Source organism: uncultured Acinetobacter sp. (assembly GCF_947626835.1).
In the GTDB taxonomy this organism is placed as follows: domain Bacteria; phylum Pseudomonadota; class Gammaproteobacteria; order Pseudomonadales; family Moraxellaceae; genus Acinetobacter.
In genome coordinates this window covers 16,353-38,408 of the sequence record NZ_CANQTS010000024.1, presented here as the reverse complement: position 1 = coordinate 38,408, position 22,056 = coordinate 16,353, and the positions used below count along the sequence as shown (strand labels likewise).

Sequence of the window (22,056 nt, the reverse complement as noted above, 5' to 3'; positions counted from 1 at the left end):
TGCATGACTTTTTCACGTAGATCGACAGAATATGTTTTTGGCATAATTTTAAAAGTGAGTGTTTTTTCTATTGTAGCTCATCTTCTTAATTTAGCTATAGCACTTCAATCGGGGCATTTTTTTGCTGCTATTTGCTGTTTAAAAGTTTAAAAACCCAACCTAGTCACGGTAAAGTTGACCTATCGTTATTACTCAGCTCCTTGCTCAATATTGGCTATGCTGTGTTTGCCCTAGTCGCTGGCGTAATCTTGGCTTATGCCTTACAAAGCTTTGAGATCAAGCTTGTTATCAATAGTTGGTGGTTATTACTGGGGTTTATGTTACTCATTGGACTCGATTTAGCTGAGCACCCTCTTGATCCAAGCTGGATAAATTGGAAGATTCTATGCGTACCGCTGGGTTGTGTCATCGGTTCTTGTTTAGGTGCTTATTTTAGTTATATGCTGCTTAAAGATCTAAGCTTTATGGATGCTTTATTATTTTCTCAAGGCTATGGTTTTTATTCCATGTCGAGTATTGTGATTAGTGAGCTCAAAGGGCCAGAATTAGGCAGCATTGCGCTCATGAACGATTTACTACGCGAAATCTTTGCAATTTTATTGATGTATGCCCTTGGGTGGCGATATCCTCGTTCAGCCATTGCAGCCGCCGGTGCCACTGCTATGGATGTGACTTTACCCATGGTCAAACAAGCCTGTGGCAATGCATTTATTCCTTACGCCATGCTCAGCGGCTTTGTCTTATCCATTCTTGCACCCATAGTGGTCAGCGTGTTAGCTGCACTATAACGTCTATTTGGCTCAAGCTTCTGATGTGAAACTTGAGCTTTTAAAGCCTAATTAAAGTGTAGCTAAAATGTCTTTTAAGGTTTGACGAGGATTTTCTGACTTGGTAATTGGACGACCAATCACCAAATGAGTTGAACCATCCAACATAGCTTGCTTAGGTGTCACAATACGTTTTTGATCATCTGCTGCCGCACCTTCAGGACGAATACCCGGTGTGACAAGCGCAAAGTCGGCACCTAAAGTTTCACGTAACATTTTGGCTTCTTGTGCTGAACAGACCACTCCATCTAAACCACTGTCTTTGGTTAAAGTCGCTAGACGTTTTACATGCTCAAATGGCTCAACATCTAGACCTAAGTCACGTAAATCTTCACGCCCCATCGAGGTCAGCACCGTCACCGCAATCAATTGCGTGGCATAGTTACCCGCGCGTAAGCGCTCAACACAGGTTTCCATCATCTTACGACCACCAGAGGCGTGCACGTTGACCATCCATACCCCCATATCAGCCGCTGCACATACCGCTTGTGCTGTGGTGTTTGGAATATCATGGAATTTAAGATCCAAAAATACTTCAAAGCCTTGATGATGCAATGCTTTAACCACACTCGGACCTTCATGGGTAAACAGCTCTTTACCTACTTTGACACGGCATAATGCAGGGTCAAGTTGTTCGGCAATAGTTAAAGCGTCATATTGGCTTTTGGCATCTAATGCAACGATAATACTCAAGAGATTGACCCTTTTAAAAAACAAATTAAAGGCATTATAAAGCTTATTAAATCAAGCTCAAGTACGAGCTTAAAATTATGTCTTTGTTGCATAAAAAAACACTCTAAAGTTTTTAGCTTAGAGTGTATTTTTTATTATGTTTGGCAAAACACCAAAGAATTGATGTGCTAACTTAATGCCTCTACACCGGCGGACGGTCCTGGCTATGAATATCTAACACAGTTTTTTCATGTCGGGTGTGCGCTGCAGCTTCTGCGGCCGCAGCTTGCGCCACATGGATTTGTTCCTGACGTAGATGCTCAATATCTTTACGTAGTCGTTTGATTTCCCAACTATTTTGGAAAACTCGAAACACCTGTACTCCAATGAGTAAACCTAAAGTAATACCCAAGCCTAAGGTAATTAACAACAATAAGCCTAGACGCATTGCAGGAATTTGAGTAAAGAGCAAATCTACTGAAAGCTCAGTACTGTTTTGTAACACTAAGGCCAGTGAATACCCAAACAGAACCAATAATAAAACCACCAGAACGTAACGCATAAACACCCCCTTAAATTTTATTTATTGGCAGATTCGTTTACCGCATCACGAAGTGCTTTACCCGGTTTAAAGTGCGGTACTGCCTTAGCAGCCACTTCAACAGATTTACCGGTTTTTGGGTTACGACCAATACGCGGTTCACGATGGTGTAGTGCAAAGCTGCCAAAACCACGGATTTCAATACGATTGTCTGATGATAAAGCCGCAATCATTTGGTCAATCATAATCTTTACAGCTTCTTCCACTAAGGGTTCAGCCAAGTGCGGATTTTTAAGAGAAATTCGCTCTATTAAATCAGACTTATTAAGTGCTTCTGTAGTCATCATCGACCTCTTTAATTATCAAGCTACTTTTAACTTAAAAAGATAATAACCTGTTTAAATACAAAACGGTAGCGCAATAAGTGAATACTACGCTACCGTTTATAGTATTTGTGTAAAAAGTATTAGTTAAGTTACATTAACAATACATTTTATCCATCTACTTAGTGGTTCATTTGAGCTTTGATCAAGTCACCGATCGTCTTAGGACCGTTTTCTTGAGCAGTTGCAACAGTTTTCAAGTTAGCAACAGCTTCTTTCTCTTCAGCTTCGTCTTTCGCTTTGATAGACAAGTTGATAGAGCGAGATTTACGATCTACATTGATGATTTTCGCTTCAACTTCTTGACCAACTTCTAAGAACTTAGTTGCATCTTCAACGCGGTCGCGGTTGATTTCAGATGCTTTTAAAGTTGCTTCAACTTCGTCAGCTAACTTAACAGTCGCGCCACGAGCGTCAACAGCAGTTACAGTACCTTTAACAAGCGCACCGCGTTCGTTAGCAGCAAGGAAGTCATTGAACGGATCGTTGTTCATTTGTTTGATGCCAAGGCTGATACGGTTGCCTTCAGCGTCTACAGACAAGATAACCGCTTCAACTGTGTCACCTTTCTTGTAACGACGGATGGCTTCTTCACCTTGTTCGTTCCAAGAAATATCAGACAAGTGAACTAGACCATCGATACCGCCTGGTAAACCGATGAAGATACCGAAGTCAGTAATTGACTTGATTGTACCTGATACTTTTTCGCCTTTGTCATGGTTTTTAGCAAACTCTTCCCATGGGTTAGCACGAGTTTGTTTGATACCAAGAGAAATACGACGACGTTCTTCGTCAACTTCAAGAACCATAACATCAACTTCGTCACCGATCTGAACAACTTTAGATGGGTGGATGTTTTTGTTTGTGTGGTCCATTTCAGACACGTGTACTAAACCTTCAACGCCTTCAGCGATTTCTGCGAAACAGCCGTAGTCAGTTAAGTTAGTTACGCGTGCTTTAACGATAGAACCTTTAGGGTAACGGCTCATGATCGCTAACCATGGATCTTCGCCTAATTGCTTAAGGCCTAAAGATACGCGGTTACGTTCGCGGTCAAATTTAAGTACTTTAACAGTAACTTCTTGACCCACTTCAACAACTTCTGAAGGGTGCTTGATGCGTTTCCAAGCCATATCAGTGATGTGAAGAAGACCGTCGATACCGCCAAGGTCAACAAATGCGCCGTAGTCAGTAAGGTTTTTGATTGTACCAGTAACTGTTTGGCCTTCTTCAAGCTGAGCAAGAAGCGCTTCACGGTCAGCTGAAGATTCAGCTTCCATTACCGCACGACGAGATACAACAACGTTGTTACGTTTAGCATCAAGTTTGATAACTTTAAATTCTAACTCTTTACCTTCTAAGTGAGTGGTATCACGAATAGGACGAGTATCAACTAAAGAACCTGGAAGGAACGCACGAACTGGACCGATGTCAACAGTGAAACCGCCTTTAACTTTACCAGAGATAACACCAGTAACGATTTCGCCGTCTTCAAAGATTTTTTCAAGTTTAGTCCAAGTCTCAGCGCGTTTTGCTTTTTCGCGAGAAAGAACTGTTTGACCCATACCGTTGTCAAGAGCTTCAACAACAACATCAACTGTGTCGCCAACAGCAACTTCAAGTTCACGTTGGTCGTTTAAGAATTCAGCGCGGTCAACCACACCTTCAGACTTAAGGCCAGTGTCAACTGTTACCCAGTCAGAGTCGATGCTTACTACAACGCCTTGGATGACTGCACCCTTTTCAACGTTAAGGTTTAATTCGCTTTCTTCAAAGAGGGCTGCAAAAGATTCGGTCATGATATACCTGATAAAGTCAGCGGTCTTGGATCAGACAAGGCCGGTTTAATAAAGCGTCTACATAGTCCATATAAACTGATCAGGCTATGCTTCGGCTGTAACAAATAAATTAATTGGCTAAACACTGATCCACATAAGTGGTCATGAGTGTAAATACCTCATCAATGCTCAAATCAGAGCTATCGATAATGTAAGCATCGGGCGCAGGCTTAAGTGGTGCAACACTGCGTTGCATGTCACGTTGATCACGCGCTTCGATATTAGCTAAAATGTCGTTTATTTTAACATCCAGCCCCATTGCCTGCAACTGTTTTACACGACGTGCTGCACGAGATTCGGCCGATGCAGTTAAATAAATTTTAGCTTGTGCCTGTGGAAAAATCGCGGTGGCCATATCACGACCATCTGCCACTAAGCCCGGCGCTTGGGCAAAAGCATGTTGACGGGTCAGTAATGCGGCACGCAGTTCTGGCACTACAGCCACTTTGGATGCAAATTCGCCTACACGTTCAGTACGAATGGTGGTGGAAACATCTTCGCCATTGAGTAACACTGCAATGCCTTGTGTTGTGGATTTAAACTCAATATCTAAGTGAGTGGCAATCTCAATACAGGTTACCAATTGGCTATCTAATGCATCAAGTAAGTTGTGTTGCTCTAAAGCCAAGCCCAACAAGCGATATAAAGCACCAGAGTCAAGCAAATGAAATTGATAATGTTGTGCAAGTTTGGCCGCAAGTGTGCCTTTGCCTGAGCCACTTGGACCATCAATGGTAATAATTTGAATGCTCATGGTTGTTCCACTTTGCTCATAAAGAAAATATAGATTATTGTGTTGATGTAAACTCAGGCAGGCAAAAACAGCTTAAAGGCTATCTAAGCCCTGTTTTTGTTTGAGTCTTAATTCACGTTTTTGTGCACGGCGCATTTTAAAGAAATCACTAAGTTGGCTTGAACACTGTTCAGCTAAACAACCCGACTCCACTGCAAAAACATGATTGTAATACCCTGTTGCAAATAAATTACGCGCACTGCCCAATGAACCCGCTTTAGGTTCGGTTGCACCAAATACAACACGCGATACACGAGCATGAATTAAAGCTCCAACGCACATAGTACACGGCTCTAAAGTGACATACAGCACACTATCTTCAGGTAAGCGGTAATTATTAAGTTGCTGACAGGCCATACGAATGGCCTGAATCTCGGCATGTGCGGTGGGATCATGTGACGCAATCGGATGATTATAACCCGTACCAATCACTTGATTTTGGCTGACTAACACTGCACCTACCGGAATTTCACCTAAACTTGCTGCATGAGCAGCCTGCGCATAGGCAAGCTGCATCCAATGTTCATCAGTCATGGCTTAAGCAAGTACACCATAGTGTTTAAGCAAATCATTCCAACTTTGAATATCAGTGATAGGTGGATGTTCGGCTAAAATACCTTTTAAAGACAAATCAGTGCCACGTTGCCACGCAGGCGCTAAGTCTTTATCCACTAAACGTGCTCTTACCCCTTCAACAAAATCAGGATGGCGAATTTTCCAATCTGAGATTTGACGTTCTAATTCAAACACTTCAGTCCAAGAATGATCTTGTTTACCCCATTGCCATAACAACCATGTTAATGCTGCTGTAACAGGTGAACCTTTTTGTAAGTTTTCGCTGGCTTGACGCAACCAATCACTGCGGGCATCACTTAAACCGATAATCGATTCATAGTCATGTTCAAAGATCACGCCGCGACATACACTTTGAATGACATCTAAAGAATTTTGTAATGGACCGGGACCTACTGGACGATGCATACTGTTTAAGGTGTCATCAATGGCACGGAAATCACCCGCTGGGTAATGTCCCCAATCAATGTTGACCATTTTATCTAACACTTTATCACGGTGTGCATCACAAATATGCGTCGCCCAACCAATACCATAAGCGCCGGCTGAGGTCATGATTGAACCAGTTAAACCGGTAAATAAACCAATTGCACCACGATCGGCTAAGAAACGTGTTGCGCCTACATCCGGATACAAGCCAATATTAATTTCTGGCATCGCAAGACGTGAATATGGGGTCACTAAACGAAATGGTGCAGCCATAAACAGCCCTAAACCACCACCCATGACATAGCCTTCACCCCACACCAAGACAGGTTTTGCATAGTTATGCAGCAAAGCATCCAAGGCATATTCTTGTTCAAAGAATTGATTGGCCACTTCAACTTCGCCATTGATCACCAAATGGCGTAATTTACGCACATCCCCACCTGCACAAAAGGCTTTAGGGGTAGTGGAATCTAACCAAATGGCTTTGACGTTGTCATCATGATGAAAATCTTGAAACACGGCTAAAAGTGCCGACACAATACTTTCATCCAAAGCGTGTAAGGATTTTGGACGATTTAATCGTACAATACGCCAACCATTTGCCGCTTGTTCAACAATTAAATCGGGATGGTAATCTTTTGTTACGGGAGAATATGTCATGCGTCCAGCTGCCAATTGATCGGCTCAATGCCATTTTGTTTCAGATAATTATTTGTTTTTGAAAACGCTTTGCATCCAAAAAAACCACCACGGTTGGCTGCTAATGGCGACGGATGTGCCGCTTTGAGCACCAAGTGCTTATTTGGATCAATACGTTGTCCCTTACGCTGTGCATATGCGCCCCATAAAATAAACACAATATGCTCGCGCTGCTGATTCAAGACATCAATCACATGGTCGGTAAAGTCTTCCCAACCGCGTTTTTGATGAGATGTCGGCTGTCCTGCCTCGACGGTCAGCACTGCATTTAACAGCAGCACTCCTTGTTCAGCCCAATGGGTTAAATTGCCATGCTTAGGAATATTCACCCCTAAGTCGGAATGTAACTCATGGAAAATATTACGCAAAGATGGCGGTATTGCAACCCCTCTTTGCACCGAAAAGCTCAAACCATGGGCTTGATTAGCGCCATGATAAGGATCTTGACCTAAAATCACCACTTTGACTTGGTGCAGCGGCGTGGTGTTTAAGGCATTAAAAATCAATGAACTTGGCGGATATATGGTTTTATCGGCTTGTTTTTCTTGTACAAGAAATTGTTTCAGCTCATCCATCTTTGGACTGAGTAAAAAGTCACTCAACGCCACTTTCCAGCTTTCATCTAACTGAATCTTTTGCAATTTTGCTTGTTGTTGCTCAGTCAATGACATGATGATATCCCTATAGAGCCGGAAAATTAAAGTTGAACTTGCAGTTCAACACTTGGGTTATAAAAGCGCTGTCCTGTTTTGAGCTTGTGATACATCTCGGGGTCATTCCACTCACGTTGAATTTGCTCAGAGAAAATGATGTCCTCTAAACGTAATTCACCCATTTGTGCATTGTGAATATCTTCTACAAAGCTTTGCGCATAGCCAGTATCAGTTTCATGGACAATCACGGAATACACCTCAACATCACCTTCACCATTTTGGGTCTGGGTGGACGCCAACACTTGTTGAGCCAAGTAAAAGAAGATCCGTGAAAATTGCTCAGCCGATGGCGATACAGGTAATGAGATCCAACGGGCGCTAAAGGTTTTACAGGCATGAATATAGTCAGCGTCATCTTGCTGCCAAAAGCAAATGGCATGGTCAAAGGCATCGTATAAATCTTTAATCACGCCTTTGAGTAAACCAAAATCATAGACCATTTGTCCATGATCAAGCTTAGAGGCTTTGAGCAACAGCTCGACTTTATAACTGTGACCATGAATTGAACGTTTGCAACGATCCGAGGTGCAATTACGGACAATATGGGCATTTTCGAACTTAAATAATTTACGAATTAACATATGTCGTAATGGGATCCAAAACTTGTGAAGTTATTCAGATTATAAAGCAAAACACCAGCAGTGGGCATTTATTTTGCTGTTTAGCAGCATCGGCAAAGGCTATCAAAATGGTGCTAGACTACGTGACATGACTTGTATATTTTTATCCTGACGCTGCAACTGACTTTGCATATAACGGCTATAACCTGAAAACTCAATTTCTATATAGCTGATAAAGGTATTGGATTGTACCCCCAACATACTATTCATTTGATTACGAATATTTGGCTCTACCTGATCAAATGGTGCTGTTTGCCAAAACTCATTTAAATCTTGCCAATGTTGTAACTGTCCACGGCGTTGAGTAATTAAATTTTCAATATCACTGATTTTAAGCTGCGGATCGATACTGGCCAACAACCATGCTGAGGCGGTATTAACATTGACCTTTTGCTCGATTGAATAGGCTGCCACATAAGGCTTAAGCTGTTGATACAGCGCAGCATCAATGCCTCGCACTTGGCTTAAGCTAGACGCATCATGAAATGCTGCATTGGGTGCTACATAGCCTTGCCCTAAACTTTGATAATAACTGCCCTCGGCTCCCATACTCCCTGTCAACTCGTCATCTTGATCTTGCCAATCAATCAAGGCTTGAGTCAGTTCAATGGGTGCATCTACACGTTGCAAAATGCGCTGTAACCATGCCTCTGCGGCAGGATTGATGCTTTTACCATCGCCTTGCAACAAACTATTGAGGTTAAATTTACTGTTTTGATCTTCAATACGCCCCATGACCACACCACCATCCACGGGAAATGGTGGCATAGGTTGTGCCCATGTTTCTTGTAAGTGATCGATCTGAGCTGCATTATTGGCATCATCGACCAACAATTCAGAAAAAAAAGCCTCAGCACTTTTGGCATATAGTAATGCTTGATTTTGCTGGATTAAACTGCCCGTGGCGTGTGCCGTGGCGCGTTGTTGCTTAGCAATTGTGGCTGCTAAAATGGTTGCCAATGCCACCATCATTAAAATGGTAATTAAAGCAATGCCGCGTTGTTGTTGCATTAGTTCACCCCTTGTAGTTGCGGCAACACACTAAAACGCCATACATAAGGTTGTTCGCGTACTTGGAGTTGAACTTCTATACCTCGCGGCAAAGCCATCAGTTGTTCAGGATTTTCAGGCCATTGATTTGATACATCAGGGTTGAGTACTGCAATTTCAAAACGCTCCACATCGGTCATTAACTCGCTTGAGATTGGCTGGAGCTGCCCATCCCGATCAAGATATGGGTATTTTAAACGATAGACAATTTTCTCATTGGCATCATAGCGATATTCAACACGCTCATACACAGCCAAACCTTGTTGCAAAGGATCAGTCACGCCAGCTTTACTCAAGATTAAGCGACCATTTTGCAGCACTAAAGCCGGTTCTTTTTGTCTATTGACTTGTGCACTGATTGGCACCAATTGTGCGGTATCTTTTAACAGTTGCTGATAACCCAATTGCAATTGCTCTAAGGCTGCCTCATGCACCACATTACGGTTTTTGACTTTATTCAGATAGTCAAAAACTTGCCAACCCAATGCCGAGAGCACGGCAAAAATGGCAATTGAAACCAACAGTTCCACCAAAGTAAAGCCATTACGAAGTGCCATTTTGCCCTTGCCTATAATTAAAGAAACTCAATTCGGCAATTTGCCCTGTGACTTTTGCAGCTTGTGTGTCATACAAACTGACTTTGACCTGTACACGTTGTACATTGGGACTGATAGTACTTTGACTGGTTTTATCAATTTGCCACGTTTCGCTTTGTTCTTCAATTTGTGTGGAGGCGGTGCCACTGAGCCATTCTTGTTGGATTTCCATACGGGCAATTTCATTCATGGCCACAAACTGTGCTTTGGTTCTTAATATAGAATGACTCGTCGCTTGGGTATATTGCATCGCAGTTTGGGTCAAGGCCATAGCTGCAACGGCAAAAATCGCCAGTGCCACCATGACCTCAAGTAAGGTAAAGCCCTTATTTTTCATGGACTTTCCCTAAGTAGTCAATTTCAATTTCAGCACCAATCGCTTGGTCTTGCCAATAGGCTTGTATCCGTACTGGTTTGGCTTCCCCATTGCCTAACCAAATTAATTTCGGCGCTTGCGCCCCAATCAATTCAAGATTATTGGCATTGGGATAATTTTGTTCAATTGGGGTAATGTCTAAGCGCATCTCAGGTGCTAAGGTTCTGATGTCAAACAATTCAAATGTTTGCCATTTTTTCGCCTGCTCAGTTTGTTGTGCTTGATATTGCAGCAATTGATACTGCATGGCATTGTGCTGAGGACGCAAATCAAAGGCCAAGACTTGACCTTGTTCAGTGGCCAAGCGCTGTATGGCTTTTAAATCACTGATCAGCAATTCACGCGCTTGCATCGCCTGACGACGATCTACCCCTGAAATATTCATTAACAATAAAGAAGCCAAGATGCCCATCACCACAATGACCACCATGACTTCAACCAAAGTAAAACCACGCGCACGCATTTAGAGCACTACTCGCGGCTGTTGCATGGGCAATTGTAAGGCTTGCTCAATGGTAACGACTCTTAGGCCATCACGCGAACCTAAATAACGCTGATAAAAACTAGAATTTAAAATGGCCGCCGTGCCATGGGTCAGCGCCCAAATCGCTGCCAAATAATCACGCCCTGACATTTGGCTGCCAACTTTTTGTAAATAGTGCTCAGTCATGGGAATAATAATTTTTAAACGCTGACGACGCACATGATACAACTCACCAAATAAGCTTTGAATGCCTTGTCCTGTGACAGACAAACGCTCTTCAATATGATGAAACAACACGGTACGTTCAGGATGGTGAAGATGGTGCAACATAAAGTAGCCCAGATGCTCAGGAAACTGCCGATTAGGCGTACTGAGCATGTCAAATAACATGCGTTCATTACGAATCATCAGCAGCATATATAGCTCATCTTTACTTTGAAAGTGCTTATATAGCGTGCCTTTGGCTAAATCCAATTCAGCTGCAAGTGCATCTAAAGTCATGCCGGCTTCGCCATTTTCTAGCAACAAACGCTCAGCGGTTTCAAAAATAAGTGCTTCGCGTGCTCGAAACTGCGCCTGACGATCCATCTTCACCCGTATGCTCTCTTATATGTGTTGTTTTTTACTTTTGTGCCAGAAGATTATTGAAGTTTTGCATGGTAATCTCTGCCATCTCTTCAAGTGACTTACCATACACATCACTCAAAGCTTTGGCTACAAAAGGCACATATTTAGGTTCGTTCGTTTTACCACGATATGGCATAGGTGCTAAATATGGGCTGTCTGTTTCAATCAAGACCCGATCAAGCGGCACTTGTTTGGCCACATCACGTAAATCTTGAGCATTTTTAAACGACACAATGCCTGAAAAAGATACATAGTAACCACAATCTAAGACCGCTTTAGCGGTGTCCCAATCTTCGGTAAAACAATGCAAAATACCATGTGTAGATTGCTCGGCACGAATGATATCTACAGTGTCATGTTTGGCCGAACGGGTATGCACTACCACCGGTTTATTCAGTGCTTGTGACGCATGAATATGGCGGGCAAAGCAGGCTTTTTGTTCTGCAATAAAATCGGTGCTATGGAAGTAATCCAAGCCAGTTTCACCTAAAGCCCACACTTTGTCTTTTGATGCCAATTCAATTAAATATTCGGTGGTGGCACGCGCCATCACCTGAGGGTCCTCACATGGATGGACCCCCACGGTATAACCGACATCGTCATGACGCGCTGCAATTTGTTCAAGCAAAATGTGATCATCAAGATCAACAGAGATACTCATAAATTTAGACACGCCTGCTGCGCGTGCTTCAGCTAAAGCTGCATCAAGATCGCCTTGGTAAGGACTTAAATCCAGCAGCGTTAAATGACAGTGAGTATCAACAAACACAATGTTATCCTAAATCATCATCAATAATTACATAGTGTAACTAGTCCGCCCTTCAGACTTAAGACCTGCGAGAATTTTTTCTGCTTCTGATTTGTAATAAATGCCTTTTTCGCCGCTCAATTGAATGCCAAATCCCGGTACGCTAATGCCATTTTGACGCTGTGACACCCAGACCACTTTGCCTTTAAGCGGAACCTTTTGTGGGTTGTCGGGTAAAGTTGCCACCACAAAAACTTCCTCACCCAATTTCACCGACAAACGCGATGGCACAAATAAGCCACCGCCTTCAATAAATGGCATGTAGCTGGCATATAAGGTTTCTTTGTCTGGAATATTGGCTTGAATAATACCACCAGTACGTGATTGCATCGTTTTCCCCTTTAAACATGCATAAGTTGGATAAACAACTGATCAATGATCAAATTGCTTTGTACGTTTTGTTTGAGCAATTGTTTTGACTGTTGTAACGCTTGATAAATCTCAAACAGATAGTCTAAAGAATAATGCGTTGCAAGCGTATTAAAATCTAAATCAATATTTTTAATGGGTTGCACGAGTTTATAGGCAATCAAATCCGCCAACAGATATTCAAACATCTGTGCAAAGTCGGCAAAACTTAAAGCTTTGTTCCACTTATTGGCCAGATGCATGGGCATATTTTTTTGACTGACCAATTTTAACCAATCAGTTAAAAACTCAGCCCGACGCCCTAACCATTCTGCTTGTGCCAATTCAACCGCTTGAATTGGCATATGATTGGCCAAGTTCATCAGTAAATTGTATTGGCTTTGACCCGCTTGTGGCAAATGAGTATGTAGATAATCTTGCGCTTGTTCAGGTGCAATGCGATCTAAAGCAAAATGTTGTAAACGACTACGAATCGTTGCCGGCAATTTGAGATAATGCTGCGCCAATAAGATGATTAACACTTGCTCACCCGGCTCTTCTAGCGTTTTAAGCAGTGCATTACTGGCCGCTAAATTTAGCGCTTCAGCCGGCTGAATAACAATAACCCGCCAACCTTCGCCGGTTTGTTGTACAAATGGTAATAAGTCGCGGATCTTTTCAATCTTAATTTGCGGGTTTTGTTTCTTATTCTCTTCATCAGTACTCACATAGATATAATTGGGATGGGTATTGGCGTTCAGCCACTGACAGCTGCGGCATTGACCACAGGCCATATCGGCTTGGCGTGCCTGACACAACACCCATGCCACAAACTGTTGGGTAAATGCTTCTTTACCTGAGCCGGGCTTACCATAAAACAATAAGCCATGCCCAATGTTTGCAAAGCGTTGCGTGAGATTTTGCCAAAGGGCTCGCTGCCAAGGATAGACATGTCCTGCGACATCTTGCATAAGGAACCTTTTATTCAAATGCCGAAACAGGCATGGCATTTAAACGCGCTAAATCGGCTGGCGTATCTACACCCGGCGGCAAATTGGCTTCGGCCACACTAATAGCAATACGATGCCCATTTTCAAGCACACGTAACTGCTCAAGCGATTCAAGTTGCTCTAAAACGCCCATCTCCCACGTCACATACTCTTGTAACAGCTGTACGCGATAGGCATATAAGCCTAAATGACGATAGGCTGAATCATGCAGTTTCGCTTGTGCCAATTTTGCCCCATCACGGTCATAGGGAATCGTGGCACGGCTAAAATACAAGGCTTGCTGCTGTTTAGACATCACCACTTTGACAATACTGTCGCGTTGAAATTCATCTAATTCATGAATTGGCTCACACAAAGTCGACATAGAACACTCTGGTTTTGCTTGTAACAAATCTGCCACTTGTTGGACCAATCGTGCCGGAAGCAAGGGTTCATCACCTTGTACATTCACAATAATGTCTTGACTGTCCCATCCTTTAATTCGTGCCACTTCACTTAAACGATCCGTGCCAGATGGATGGTTTGGTGACGTCATCACCACATCAATCCCTTCAGCCTGACACACTTGTGCAATACGTGCATCATCAGTTGCCACGCAAACATCGTCAAAGCCTTGGACTTTTTTGGCTTGGTCGACCACACGTAAAATCATGGCACGTCCATGAATTTCAAGTAAGGGTTTACCCGGCAAACGAGAACTTGCAAAGCGTGCTGGAATCACAATATGTTTCATGTGCTAACCTTTTAAATGAACACCCAGCAGTTTTAATTGTGCTGCTAGGGTGGAATAACAAGTCTCAGATAACGTCGCTTCTACCGGCACAACCCAAATACTATTTTTAAAATCAGGCTGTTGTTGCAACAAAGGGAGAAGTTTGACGGCATCTTTTTCAGTGGTAATAATGGGTTGCTGATCATCAAACTGTAAATCGTCCCATTCATATTCATGATGGTCTGGAAATTCATGACATTGAAAATGCACAATACCCATTTTTTCTAGCGTTTGATAAAAACGCTGTGGAAAACCAATCCCCACCACTGCATAAAAATTCTCTTTTGGATCAAACAGCTCATCACGCCCATGTAATAAATACGGCGCGGTGGCTTGTAAATGCATATGCATATCACGTGTGGGTTGCTGGCTGTGCTCTATCACCGTAGCATGTTCTAAACGACTTTTGGGTTCACGTAAATAGCCTTCTGGCAATATCTTTTCATTGCCCAAACCACGATTTTGATCTAGCACAATCCACTCAAGATCCCGCGCTAAGGCCAAATGCTGTAAGCCATCATCACTAATAATGAGGTCTAAGTCATAACGACTGAGTAACAGCTCAATGCTTTTTTGGCGGTTGGGTCCAACTGCCATCGGTGCTTGCGTGGCTTGGACAATTAAGCATGGCTCATCACCAACCTGCTTGGGTGCTGCATCCTGCTCAACCAAGGCAGGAAAAGGCCCTTGCCCGCCATAACCACGACTAATCACCCCAACGCGTACTTGATGAGCCTGTAAATGATTAACCAAATGAATCAACAGCGGCGTTTTACCACTGCCACCCACGGTAATATTACCAATCACCATCACCGGCACAGGTGCACGATAGGCACGCTTAATCCCCAGTTGATACATTTTCTGATTTAGCAGAAATCCGCCACGATACAGCCATGCCAACGGTCGAAGTACAACAAGCCATTTGGCCTGTGTCTGCCACGCCTCTTGTATCCGCTGCGCCAATGACATCAATCAATGCTCCTCAAAATTACGTTGATGCAATTGATAATAAGCACCTTGCTGAGTGATTAATTCTTGATGGGTACCTTGCTCAACAATACGCCCTTGATCCATCACCACAATCATATCGGCATTTTCAATGGTCGATAAACGATGAGCAATCACAATGGTGGTACGATTTTGCATGGCAGCGTCAAACGCTTGTTGAATAAAGTATTCCGATTCATTGTCTAAAGCGCTGGTGGCTTCATCTAAAATCAAGATAGGTGCATTTTTTAAAATTGCACGCGCAATCGCAATACGTTGACGTTGACCACCCGACAAGTTTAAACCTTGTGCGCCCAAAACTGTATCATAACCTTGTGGCAACTGCATAATAAAGTCATGGGCATAAGCGGCTTTAGCTGCTGCAATAATTGCCTCATCACTGGCACCTTCTAACTGACCATAGGCAATATTTTCACGCACGCTGCGGTTAAACAACACCACTTGCTGATTCACCATGGCAATTTGAGTACGTAGGCTATTGAGTTCAATCTCTTCAATTAAATCTTGGTCTACATACAAAGCACCGCTACTGACGTCTTGGTAACGCACCAGTAAATTAACCAATGAGGTCTTACCTGCGCCACTACGTCCCACCAATGCGACAGTTTGACCGGCTTTGACCTCTAAGTTAAAGTTTTGAATGGCATGATGACCATCAGGATAAACCAAATTGACATCTTTAAAATGCAGATGACCTGCAAGTTTTGGGGTTTTTTGACCTTGATTGTGCTCTTCAGGTAAATCAAGCAGCTCAAATACCGAATATGCTGCCGCCATACCACGTTGTATTTTTTCATTGACATCGGTCAGTGCTTTAATTGGCTTGGCCAACATGCCTACTGCGGTAATATAGGCAACAAACTCACCTGCCGTGGTTTCACGTAAAATCTCTGGACGCAATGCAATCCAAATAATAATACTCATCGCCAAAGACATAATAAATTGCACAACAGGACTGTTGAGTTGCTGTACTGCCACCATTTTTAAACCACGGCGCAAGTTTTCTAAGGAACTTTCACGGAAACGTGCTTCTTCATAGGCTTGTCCGCCATAGCCTTTCACCACCAAGTGACCATTGACGGTTTCTTGCACCACATGGTTTACATCACCCATGGTGTTTTGCACTTGCTTGGACAATTTACGCATGCGTTTTGCAGCTTGACGGATAATAAAGCCAATCAATGGCCCAAATACCAAAATACAAATGGTTAAGCGCCAGTTGCTATACAGCAAATAACCCATTAAACCCAATGCAATTAAACCTTGTTGCAAAATGGTTTTGATCGATTCAGTCGATGCAGCAGTTAACTGCTCCACGTTATACATAATTTTAGCGGTAATGTGACCACTGGTATTGTCTAAATAGTATTGCGCCGGTAAACGCAATAATTTAGCAAACACCTCTTGGCGTACATTAAAAATTAAGTTACGTGAAATCACCGCAGTAAAGTAGCCGCCCATAAAGGTCCCTAAACCACGGAAAAACATTAACACCACCACCAATATAGGAAATAAAGTGGTGAAGTTTTGGTCTTTATTTTGGATTGCAGTAATAATGTATTCTAATAGCTTAGCTACCGAGACTTCTGTTGCCGCATTGATGGTAAAACCGACCACCACTAAGATCGCAATGCCCCAATACTGTTTTAAATAACCCAGTAGACGCGTATAGACCTTGATATCTTGATTCACTCATCACCTCGAGCAGGCACTTTGGTACTGATATTGATATTGACAAAACCAAGCTGACCGGCAACATCCATGACACGGATCACATCTTGATGGGACGCTTTGGCATCGGCTGCAATAATAAAACTAAGATCACGGCGCTGATTGGCAATCTGCTGAATGGCATGATGTAAATCATTGCTGCTTTGACCAGCAAGCGTTTGCCCATTTAAAGTGTACTGCCCTTTGGCATCCACCACCACTTCAATCTTATGCTCGTATGACTTTGTAGGGACACCTTGGGCATCGGGCAAAGTTAAGTTCATACGGCTATATTGATTAAAACTGGTCGAGAGCAGTAAAAAAATTAAGATAAATAACAAACAATCAATCATCGGGGTGAGATTGATATGAATGTCATCGGCAGTGGCGCGACGCTTAAATTTCATCGCTGACCTTTATGGTAAAAATGCGCAGCATGAAAAAGCGTGGCTTGTTGTTCAAGTTGCATAATATATTCATGCACCAAACGTTGGAAATAGCGATAAGCGAACAATGCCGGAATCGCAATCAACATACCCACTGCTGTAGTAATCAGCGCTTTAGAGATTCCAGGAATCATTAAAGTCGGATTGCTGTTAGCGCTTAAATCTAAAATTAAAAATGATTCAATGATCCCAAGCACCGTGCCCAGTAAGCCAAGTAATGGGGCAACGGCACTTAAAGTCCCTAAAAAATTAATGTTTTTTTCCAAATAGCCAATTTCTTCTGAGGCCACCGCTTCCATTTGCGCCCGTGCATATTCAGGGCTTTGCAAACGGCTACGTTCACCTGCCATAAAAATCCGACCCAAAGTAGAGTCTTGTAAATCTGCATCTTGGTGTAAGGCATCCATCACAGTTTGGGTATTATCGTCGCCCTGTAACATTAACTGTGGTGGGAGAATGCTCTTGCGTTTGAGTCGAATCAAGCGTTCTAAACTAATCGCCAGCATAAAAATAGAACACAGCAGTAATGGTAGCATTAGCCAACCACCTGCTTTTACTAACTCCCACATGAGATGTCCCCCTAACCTGCTAAACAGATATCTAAAATACCATCCAATTCATCGAGTGAATGGTAATGAATCACCAGTTTGCCTTTGCCTTGTTTGTTATAATCAATTTTCACATCGGCACTAAAACGCTCTGATAAACGCTGTGCCAGTTGTTGAATGTCAGGAGCAAGTTCTGGTTTGACCCGATCATGTTTGGGTGTGTTTAAATCACGTACCAGTTGCTCGGTTTGGCGTACAGACAAGCTCTTTTCAATGACTAATTCTGCAATTTTAACTTGATCTTTGGGCTTTAAGGTCAAAATCGCGCGCGCATGCCCCATATCCAACAATTCTTGCTGCATGAAATCTTTAACCGGTTCGGCTAAGGTCAGCAAACGCAATAAATTACTGACTGTGGTGCGTGCTTTACCGACCGTTTCAGCAATTTCTTGGTGGCTTAAACCAAATTCTTCATGAAAACGCTGCAAAGCCATGGCTTGATCCATTGGATTTAAGTCTTGGCGTTGAATATTTTCAATTAAGGCTAAAGCAATCGCGACTTGGTCGGGCAAATCACGCACAATGGCAGGAATTTCGGTTAACCCTGCCAATTGTGCCGCGCGCCAACGACGCTCACCGGCAATAATTTCATAAGGGCGCTGTTCATCGCCATCGACCGGACGCACCACGATCGGTTGCATCACGCCATGTTTTTCAATCGATGCTGCCAGCTCTTGTAAATCTTGTTCGTTGATTGTACGACGCGGTTGATATTCACCACGTTTTAATAAATGCACATTCAGCTGTTTGAGCTGACCGTGATCTAAAGATTGTGCTTCAAGCTGCAATTTTTCTTTTTGAATTGAACCCAATAAGGCATCTAAACCACGACCTTTAGCCAATCCGCGTTTTCGAGTGGTCATGCAGGACTTCCTTTTTTGATTTTTTTAACGATTTCGGCAGCTAAGTTTAAATACGCCACTGCACCTTTAGAACTTTTTTCAAAATAAATCACCGGCAAACCATGCGCAGGTGCTTCTGCTAAACGCACATTACGCGGAATGACCGTGTCGTAGAGTTTTTTACCAAAATATTGTTCTAATTCGGCAGCTACATCACGCGTTAAGGCATTACGTGCATCGTACATGGTACGTACCACACCCACGATCTCTAAATTAGGATTGACCACCTGTTGAATACGATCAATGGTTTGAGTCAGATCAGCCAAACCTTCGAGTGCATAATACTCACATTGCATTGGAATAATCACACCTTGTACCGCAGCCAATGCGTTAATGGTGATGAGGCTTAAACTTGGTGCACAATCAATGATAATAAAATCATAGTCTTGCTCTACCTCTTTTAAGGCTTGACGTAGAATAAACTCACGTCCCTCTTGCTCAGCAATTGCAAGCTCCACTCCGGCTAAATCACGGTTGGCGCCTAGCACCTTATAACCAACTTCGGCTTTGGTAATTGCGGTTTCAATTGGCACTTCACCCAATAACACATCGGTCACTGAATACAGTAGATCGTTTTTTTGCACCCCAGAACCCATGGTGGCGTTGCCCTGAGAGTCCATATCAACCAATAACACGCGTTTTTTTAATACTGCAAGCGAGGCAGCCAAATTTACTGCGGTTGTGGTTTTACCTACGCCACCTTTTTGGTTCGCAATCGCAATAATGTGTGCCATGGTAAATCCTAATCCTTAGAAAAATTAAAGTTGTTTCATTAAAATGAGATGACGCTGTTCATCCAAACGTGGCACGCTTAACGCCACAATATCAATCTTAAATTGCGCTTTAAACACTTCGACTTCTTCTTCAGGAATTAAGCCTTTCATTGAAGCAATGATACTGTCTTGGTGCATATACGGTTTTGAGGCATTGACAAAATCGGTTAGTGATGCAAATGCACGACTGGTAATCACATCAAATTGACCCAATTCGTTAATGCTGTCGGTGTTTTCGACACGAGTTTGTACCGCAATCACATTTGTAAGTTTTAAATCCGCAATAAATTGCTTTAAGAAACGGATTTTTTTACCGTTTGAATCTAATAACACACATTGACGTTCAGGTTGGCATAACGCAATGATCATGCCCGGCATACCACCACCTGTACCAATATCCAATAAACGACCTTGTGGTAAGTCATTTAAGATACTTAAGCTGTCGAGCAAGTGCTTGACCAACATTTCTTTAGGATCACGAATTGCCGTTAGGTTATAGGCTGTGTTCCAAAGTACCAACGCATCTTGATATTTGAGCAATAAATTTAAAGCCTCTTCGCTTAAGTTTAAGCCTAATGCTTGCGCGCCTTGTTGCAGGTCTTTAAAAAACGGATGCATAACGTTATCCCAAAAAAATTAATGGCAGTATACCGATTTATCCATGAAGTCACAGCCAAATACTGCTTAGCGAATATGCAATTAAGCGTATTGACCTGTGCGAATCTGTTGATCTAATTGTGCTAAACGCTCAGGTGTTCCAACGTCTACCCACGCGCCTTGCAATTTAGAAGCCGCAATTTTTTGATCTAACATGGCAGCTTTAAGTAGGGGGGCAAGCGCACGCTTACCTGCATCTAAACCTGTAAACAAATGCGGATGAATCACCGATATACCACTAAAGGTCAGATTTTCACCTGGTATGTTTTGATAAAAGGTATAGGCCCGGCCGTCACTCAAGGTAAAATCACCTTGTGGATGTTGAATTGGATTGTCGACCAAAACCAAATGTGCCAAATTTTCGTTAAGTTTTATATCAAGTAGCGGGGCAAAATCCATGGTGGTCCATACATCGCCATTGACTAAAATAAAAGGTTCATCGCCCAACAATGGCAATGCATGAATAATGCCCCCTGCTGTTTCAAGCCCTTCCCCCTCATGCGACCACAAGATCTGAATACCAAGTGCTGAACCATCACCTAAAGCATCGACTAACTTTTGTGCAAGCCATGCGGTATTAATCACAATTTCGGTCACACCTAAATCACGTAGCTTTTCGATGTGCCACACGATTAAGGGTTTATCACCCACTTCAAGCAAAGGCTTAGGTGTATGCAAGGTTAATGGGCGCATACGATTGCCCAAACCTGCGGCTAAAATCATCGCTTTCATTTAAGCCACCACCTCATACACACCGTATTTTAGGGTAAATTTTGGCATGACCACATCTTCAATAAATTGCATAAACGCGGCAAGTTCAGGATAAGACTTGCTTTCTTGACGTAAATACCACATCACACGCGGTAAATCTTTTAAGTAACCTGCTTTGCCATCACGTTCAAATAAACGTACAAAAATGCCTAAAATTTTCAGGTGACGTTGAATCGCCATCAAATCGGCATCTTTTTTAAATTGTTGAAAATCACGATCTTGTTTTTGTGTTTCAGGCAATCCATCATAAAACAGCTTAAACCACGTATATACACGCTCAGGGTTCCACTGCACATAGGCATCGCGGGCAATGGAAATTAAATCATAGGTGTCTGCACCAATCACGGCATCTTGAAAATCAATCACGCCTAAATCGCTTTCACCTGCAATATGCATCAGGTTACGGCTATGAAAATCACGATGCACAATCACTTGTGGTTGTGCCAAAGCAGCATTGGCTAAAATGGCAAAAGTACGCTTAATTAACGCACTTTGTGCAACAGTGGGCTGAATATTTAAAGACGGCAACATCCAATCTGTAAACAATTCCATCTCGCTGATGAGCTTTTCATAGCTATATTCAGGAAATTGGTCTTTGCCATCAATGCTTTGTAGCTGGACCAACTGCTTAAAGCTTTGTGCGTAATAAGTATCTACCGTGTCGTCATTGAGCAAGGTTGAGAGTAAAACATCACCAAAATCTTCTAATAATAAAAAGCCGTGTTGTAAATCTTTGGCCAAAATCTGTGGCACGCGCACGCCATTTTCGGCAAAAAACTCATCAATTTTTACAAATGGCGCACAATCTTCCTTCTCAGGTGGTGCATCCATGAGCATCAATGTTTTATGATCAAAGACAATTCGTGCATAACGGCGAAAGCTTGCATCACCTGCCAAAAAATTAATTTCAAATTGATCCGAACCTAGTACAGATTGAATCCATGTTTGTATCAATTGTTCACGTTGTGTATTCATTTGCGATAAATTCTAAGACAGGCTGAGTTTTTAAAGTGCTAAGTGTA

At 42.6% G+C, this 22,056-nt stretch carries 27 protein-coding genes and 1 pseudogene; 1 reads left to right on the top strand and 27 read right to left on the bottom strand.

All coding sequences use genetic code 11. The annotated features are described in order from the left end of the window. Positions 1–92: 92 nt before the first annotated feature. Positions 93–788 (top strand): annotated as a pseudogene (locus Q0Z55_RS09730) (lysine exporter LysO family protein); the annotation flags it as partial. A gap of 51 nt (positions 789–839) precedes the next feature. Here the strand turns inward: Q0Z55_RS09730 and pyrF are convergent. The 27 genes from pyrF to Q0Z55_RS09595 form a co-directional block, all read right to left on the bottom strand. Continuing rightward, a complete protein-coding gene (pyrF, locus tag Q0Z55_RS09725; RefSeq protein ID WP_297427703.1) occupies positions 840–1,520 on the bottom strand; it encodes an orotidine-5'-phosphate decarboxylase in 681 nt (226 codons plus the stop codon). A gap of 181 nt (positions 1,521–1,701) precedes the next feature. Continuing rightward, positions 1,702–2,061 carry a lipopolysaccharide assembly protein LapA domain-containing protein gene (locus Q0Z55_RS09720; protein WP_297427700.1) on the bottom strand — a complete coding sequence of 120 codons (360 nt, stop codon included), beginning with the start codon at positions 2,059–2,061 and terminating at the stop codon, positions 1,702–1,704. Between the two features lie 17 nt (positions 2,062–2,078). Next, positions 2,079–2,384 carry an integration host factor subunit beta gene (locus Q0Z55_RS09715; RefSeq protein WP_297427713.1) on the bottom strand — a complete coding sequence of 102 codons (306 nt, stop codon included), beginning with the start codon at positions 2,382–2,384 and terminating at the stop codon, positions 2,079–2,081. Between the two features lie 161 nt (positions 2,385–2,545). After that, a complete protein-coding gene (gene rpsA / locus Q0Z55_RS09710; RefSeq protein WP_297427697.1) occupies positions 2,546–4,222 on the bottom strand; it encodes a 30S ribosomal protein S1 in 1,677 nt (558 codons plus the stop codon). Positions 4,223–4,331: 109 nt separating this feature from the next. Continuing rightward, on the bottom strand, positions 4,332–5,015 hold the full coding sequence (gene cmk / locus Q0Z55_RS09705) for a (d)CMP kinase (RefSeq protein ID WP_297427694.1): 684 nt from the start codon (positions 5,013–5,015) through the stop codon (positions 4,332–4,334). A 72-nt stretch (positions 5,016–5,087) separates the two neighbouring features. Next, a complete protein-coding gene (gene tadA, locus Q0Z55_RS09700; protein ID WP_297427691.1) occupies positions 5,088–5,588 on the bottom strand; it encodes a tRNA adenosine(34) deaminase TadA in 501 nt (166 codons plus the stop codon). A gap of 3 nt (positions 5,589–5,591) precedes the next feature. Then, positions 5,592–6,716 carry an enoyl-CoA hydratase/isomerase family protein gene (locus Q0Z55_RS09695; protein WP_297427688.1) on the bottom strand — a complete coding sequence of 375 codons (1,125 nt, stop codon included), beginning with the start codon at positions 6,714–6,716 and terminating at the stop codon, positions 5,592–5,594. Beyond that, positions 6,713–7,426 (bottom strand): uracil-DNA glycosylase, encoded by a 714-nt coding sequence (gene ung / locus Q0Z55_RS09690; RefSeq protein WP_297427685.1) that lies wholly within the window; start codon positions 7,424–7,426, stop codon positions 6,713–6,715. Before ung ends, Q0Z55_RS09695 begins: the two co-directional genes overlap by 4 nt. 26 nt (positions 7,427–7,452) lie before the next feature. After that, positions 7,453–8,049 (bottom strand): 6-carboxytetrahydropterin synthase, encoded by a 597-nt coding sequence (locus tag Q0Z55_RS09685; RefSeq protein WP_297427683.1) that lies wholly within the window; start codon positions 8,047–8,049, stop codon positions 7,453–7,455. Positions 8,050–8,151: 102 nt separating this feature from the next. Then, positions 8,152–9,099: a type II secretion system minor pseudopilin GspK gene (gene gspK / locus Q0Z55_RS09680; RefSeq protein WP_297427680.1), complete on the bottom strand. Its 948-nt coding sequence runs from the start codon at positions 9,097–9,099 to the stop codon at positions 8,152–8,154. Further along, positions 9,099–9,695, bottom strand: coding sequence for a type II secretion system minor pseudopilin GspJ (gene gspJ / locus Q0Z55_RS09675; protein ID WP_297427677.1), 597 nt, complete (start codon positions 9,693–9,695; stop codon positions 9,099–9,101). Before gspJ ends, gspK begins: the two co-directional genes overlap by 1 nt. Continuing rightward, a complete protein-coding gene (gspI, locus tag Q0Z55_RS09670; RefSeq protein ID WP_297427674.1) occupies positions 9,682–10,071 on the bottom strand; it encodes a type II secretion system minor pseudopilin GspI in 390 nt (129 codons plus the stop codon). Before gspI ends, gspJ begins: the two co-directional genes overlap by 14 nt. Further along, positions 10,061–10,573: a prepilin-type N-terminal cleavage/methylation domain-containing protein gene (locus Q0Z55_RS09665; RefSeq protein ID WP_297427671.1), complete on the bottom strand. Its 513-nt coding sequence runs from the start codon at positions 10,571–10,573 to the stop codon at positions 10,061–10,063. The genes gspI and Q0Z55_RS09665 overlap by 11 nt, the downstream gene beginning before the upstream one ends. Further along, entirely contained in the window at positions 10,574–11,182 is a 609-nt protein-coding gene (locus Q0Z55_RS09660; protein ID WP_297427668.1) for a TetR/AcrR family transcriptional regulator, read from the bottom strand. 34 nt (positions 11,183–11,216) lie between these two features. Then, positions 11,217–11,990: a TatD family hydrolase gene (locus Q0Z55_RS09655; protein WP_297427665.1), complete on the bottom strand. Its 774-nt coding sequence runs from the start codon at positions 11,988–11,990 to the stop codon at positions 11,217–11,219. Positions 11,991–12,017: 27 nt separating this feature from the next. Continuing rightward, the gene (locus Q0Z55_RS09650) at positions 12,018–12,359 is read right to left on the bottom strand and encodes a PilZ domain-containing protein (protein WP_297427662.1); all 342 of its coding nucleotides are present in this window, start codon (positions 12,357–12,359) and stop codon (positions 12,018–12,020) included. 11 nt (positions 12,360–12,370) lie between these two features. Beyond that, a complete protein-coding gene (locus tag Q0Z55_RS09645; RefSeq protein ID WP_297427659.1) occupies positions 12,371–13,348 on the bottom strand; it encodes a DNA polymerase III subunit delta' in 978 nt (325 codons plus the stop codon). Positions 13,349–13,358: 10 nt separating this feature from the next. Next, positions 13,359–14,120, bottom strand: a complete 762-nt coding sequence (gene kdsB, locus Q0Z55_RS09640; RefSeq protein ID WP_297427656.1) for a 3-deoxy-manno-octulosonate cytidylyltransferase — start codon at positions 14,118–14,120, stop codon at positions 13,359–13,361. A gap of 3 nt (positions 14,121–14,123) precedes the next feature. Then, entirely contained in the window at positions 14,124–15,128 is a 1,005-nt protein-coding gene (gene lpxK / locus Q0Z55_RS09635) for a tetraacyldisaccharide 4'-kinase (protein ID WP_297427654.1), read from the bottom strand. Positions 15,129–15,131: 3 nt separating this feature from the next. Beyond that, positions 15,132–16,859: a lipid A export permease/ATP-binding protein MsbA gene (gene msbA / locus Q0Z55_RS09630; protein WP_297427652.1), complete on the bottom strand. Its 1,728-nt coding sequence runs from the start codon at positions 16,857–16,859 to the stop codon at positions 15,132–15,134. Further along, positions 16,856–17,284 (bottom strand): biopolymer transporter ExbD, encoded by a 429-nt coding sequence (locus Q0Z55_RS09625; RefSeq protein WP_297427649.1) that lies wholly within the window; start codon positions 17,282–17,284, stop codon positions 16,856–16,858. Before Q0Z55_RS09625 ends, msbA begins: the two co-directional genes overlap by 4 nt. Then, complete coding sequence (locus tag Q0Z55_RS09620; RefSeq protein ID WP_297427646.1) at positions 17,281–17,892, bottom strand: MotA/TolQ/ExbB proton channel family protein; 612 nt, start codon at positions 17,890–17,892, stop codon at positions 17,281–17,283. Before Q0Z55_RS09620 ends, Q0Z55_RS09625 begins: the two co-directional genes overlap by 4 nt. Positions 17,893–17,903: 11 nt before the next feature. After that, positions 17,904–18,794: a ParB/RepB/Spo0J family partition protein gene (locus tag Q0Z55_RS09615; RefSeq protein ID WP_297427645.1), complete on the bottom strand. Its 891-nt coding sequence runs from the start codon at positions 18,792–18,794 to the stop codon at positions 17,904–17,906. Further along, positions 18,791–19,567: a ParA family protein gene (locus tag Q0Z55_RS09610; protein WP_297427642.1), complete on the bottom strand. Its 777-nt coding sequence runs from the start codon at positions 19,565–19,567 to the stop codon at positions 18,791–18,793. Before Q0Z55_RS09610 ends, Q0Z55_RS09615 begins: the two co-directional genes overlap by 4 nt. A gap of 24 nt (positions 19,568–19,591) precedes the next feature. Further along, complete coding sequence (gene rsmG, locus Q0Z55_RS09605) at positions 19,592–20,224, bottom strand: 16S rRNA (guanine(527)-N(7))-methyltransferase RsmG (RefSeq protein ID WP_297427639.1); 633 nt, start codon at positions 20,222–20,224, stop codon at positions 19,592–19,594. 81 nt (positions 20,225–20,305) lie between these two features. Continuing rightward, on the bottom strand, positions 20,306–20,995 hold the full coding sequence (gene murU / locus Q0Z55_RS09600; protein ID WP_297427637.1) for an N-acetylmuramate alpha-1-phosphate uridylyltransferase MurU: 690 nt from the start codon (positions 20,993–20,995) through the stop codon (positions 20,306–20,308). After that, positions 20,996–22,009 (bottom strand): phosphotransferase, encoded by a 1,014-nt coding sequence (locus tag Q0Z55_RS09595; protein WP_297427634.1) that lies wholly within the window; start codon positions 22,007–22,009, stop codon positions 20,996–20,998. Positions 22,010–22,056: the final 47 nt, after the last annotated feature.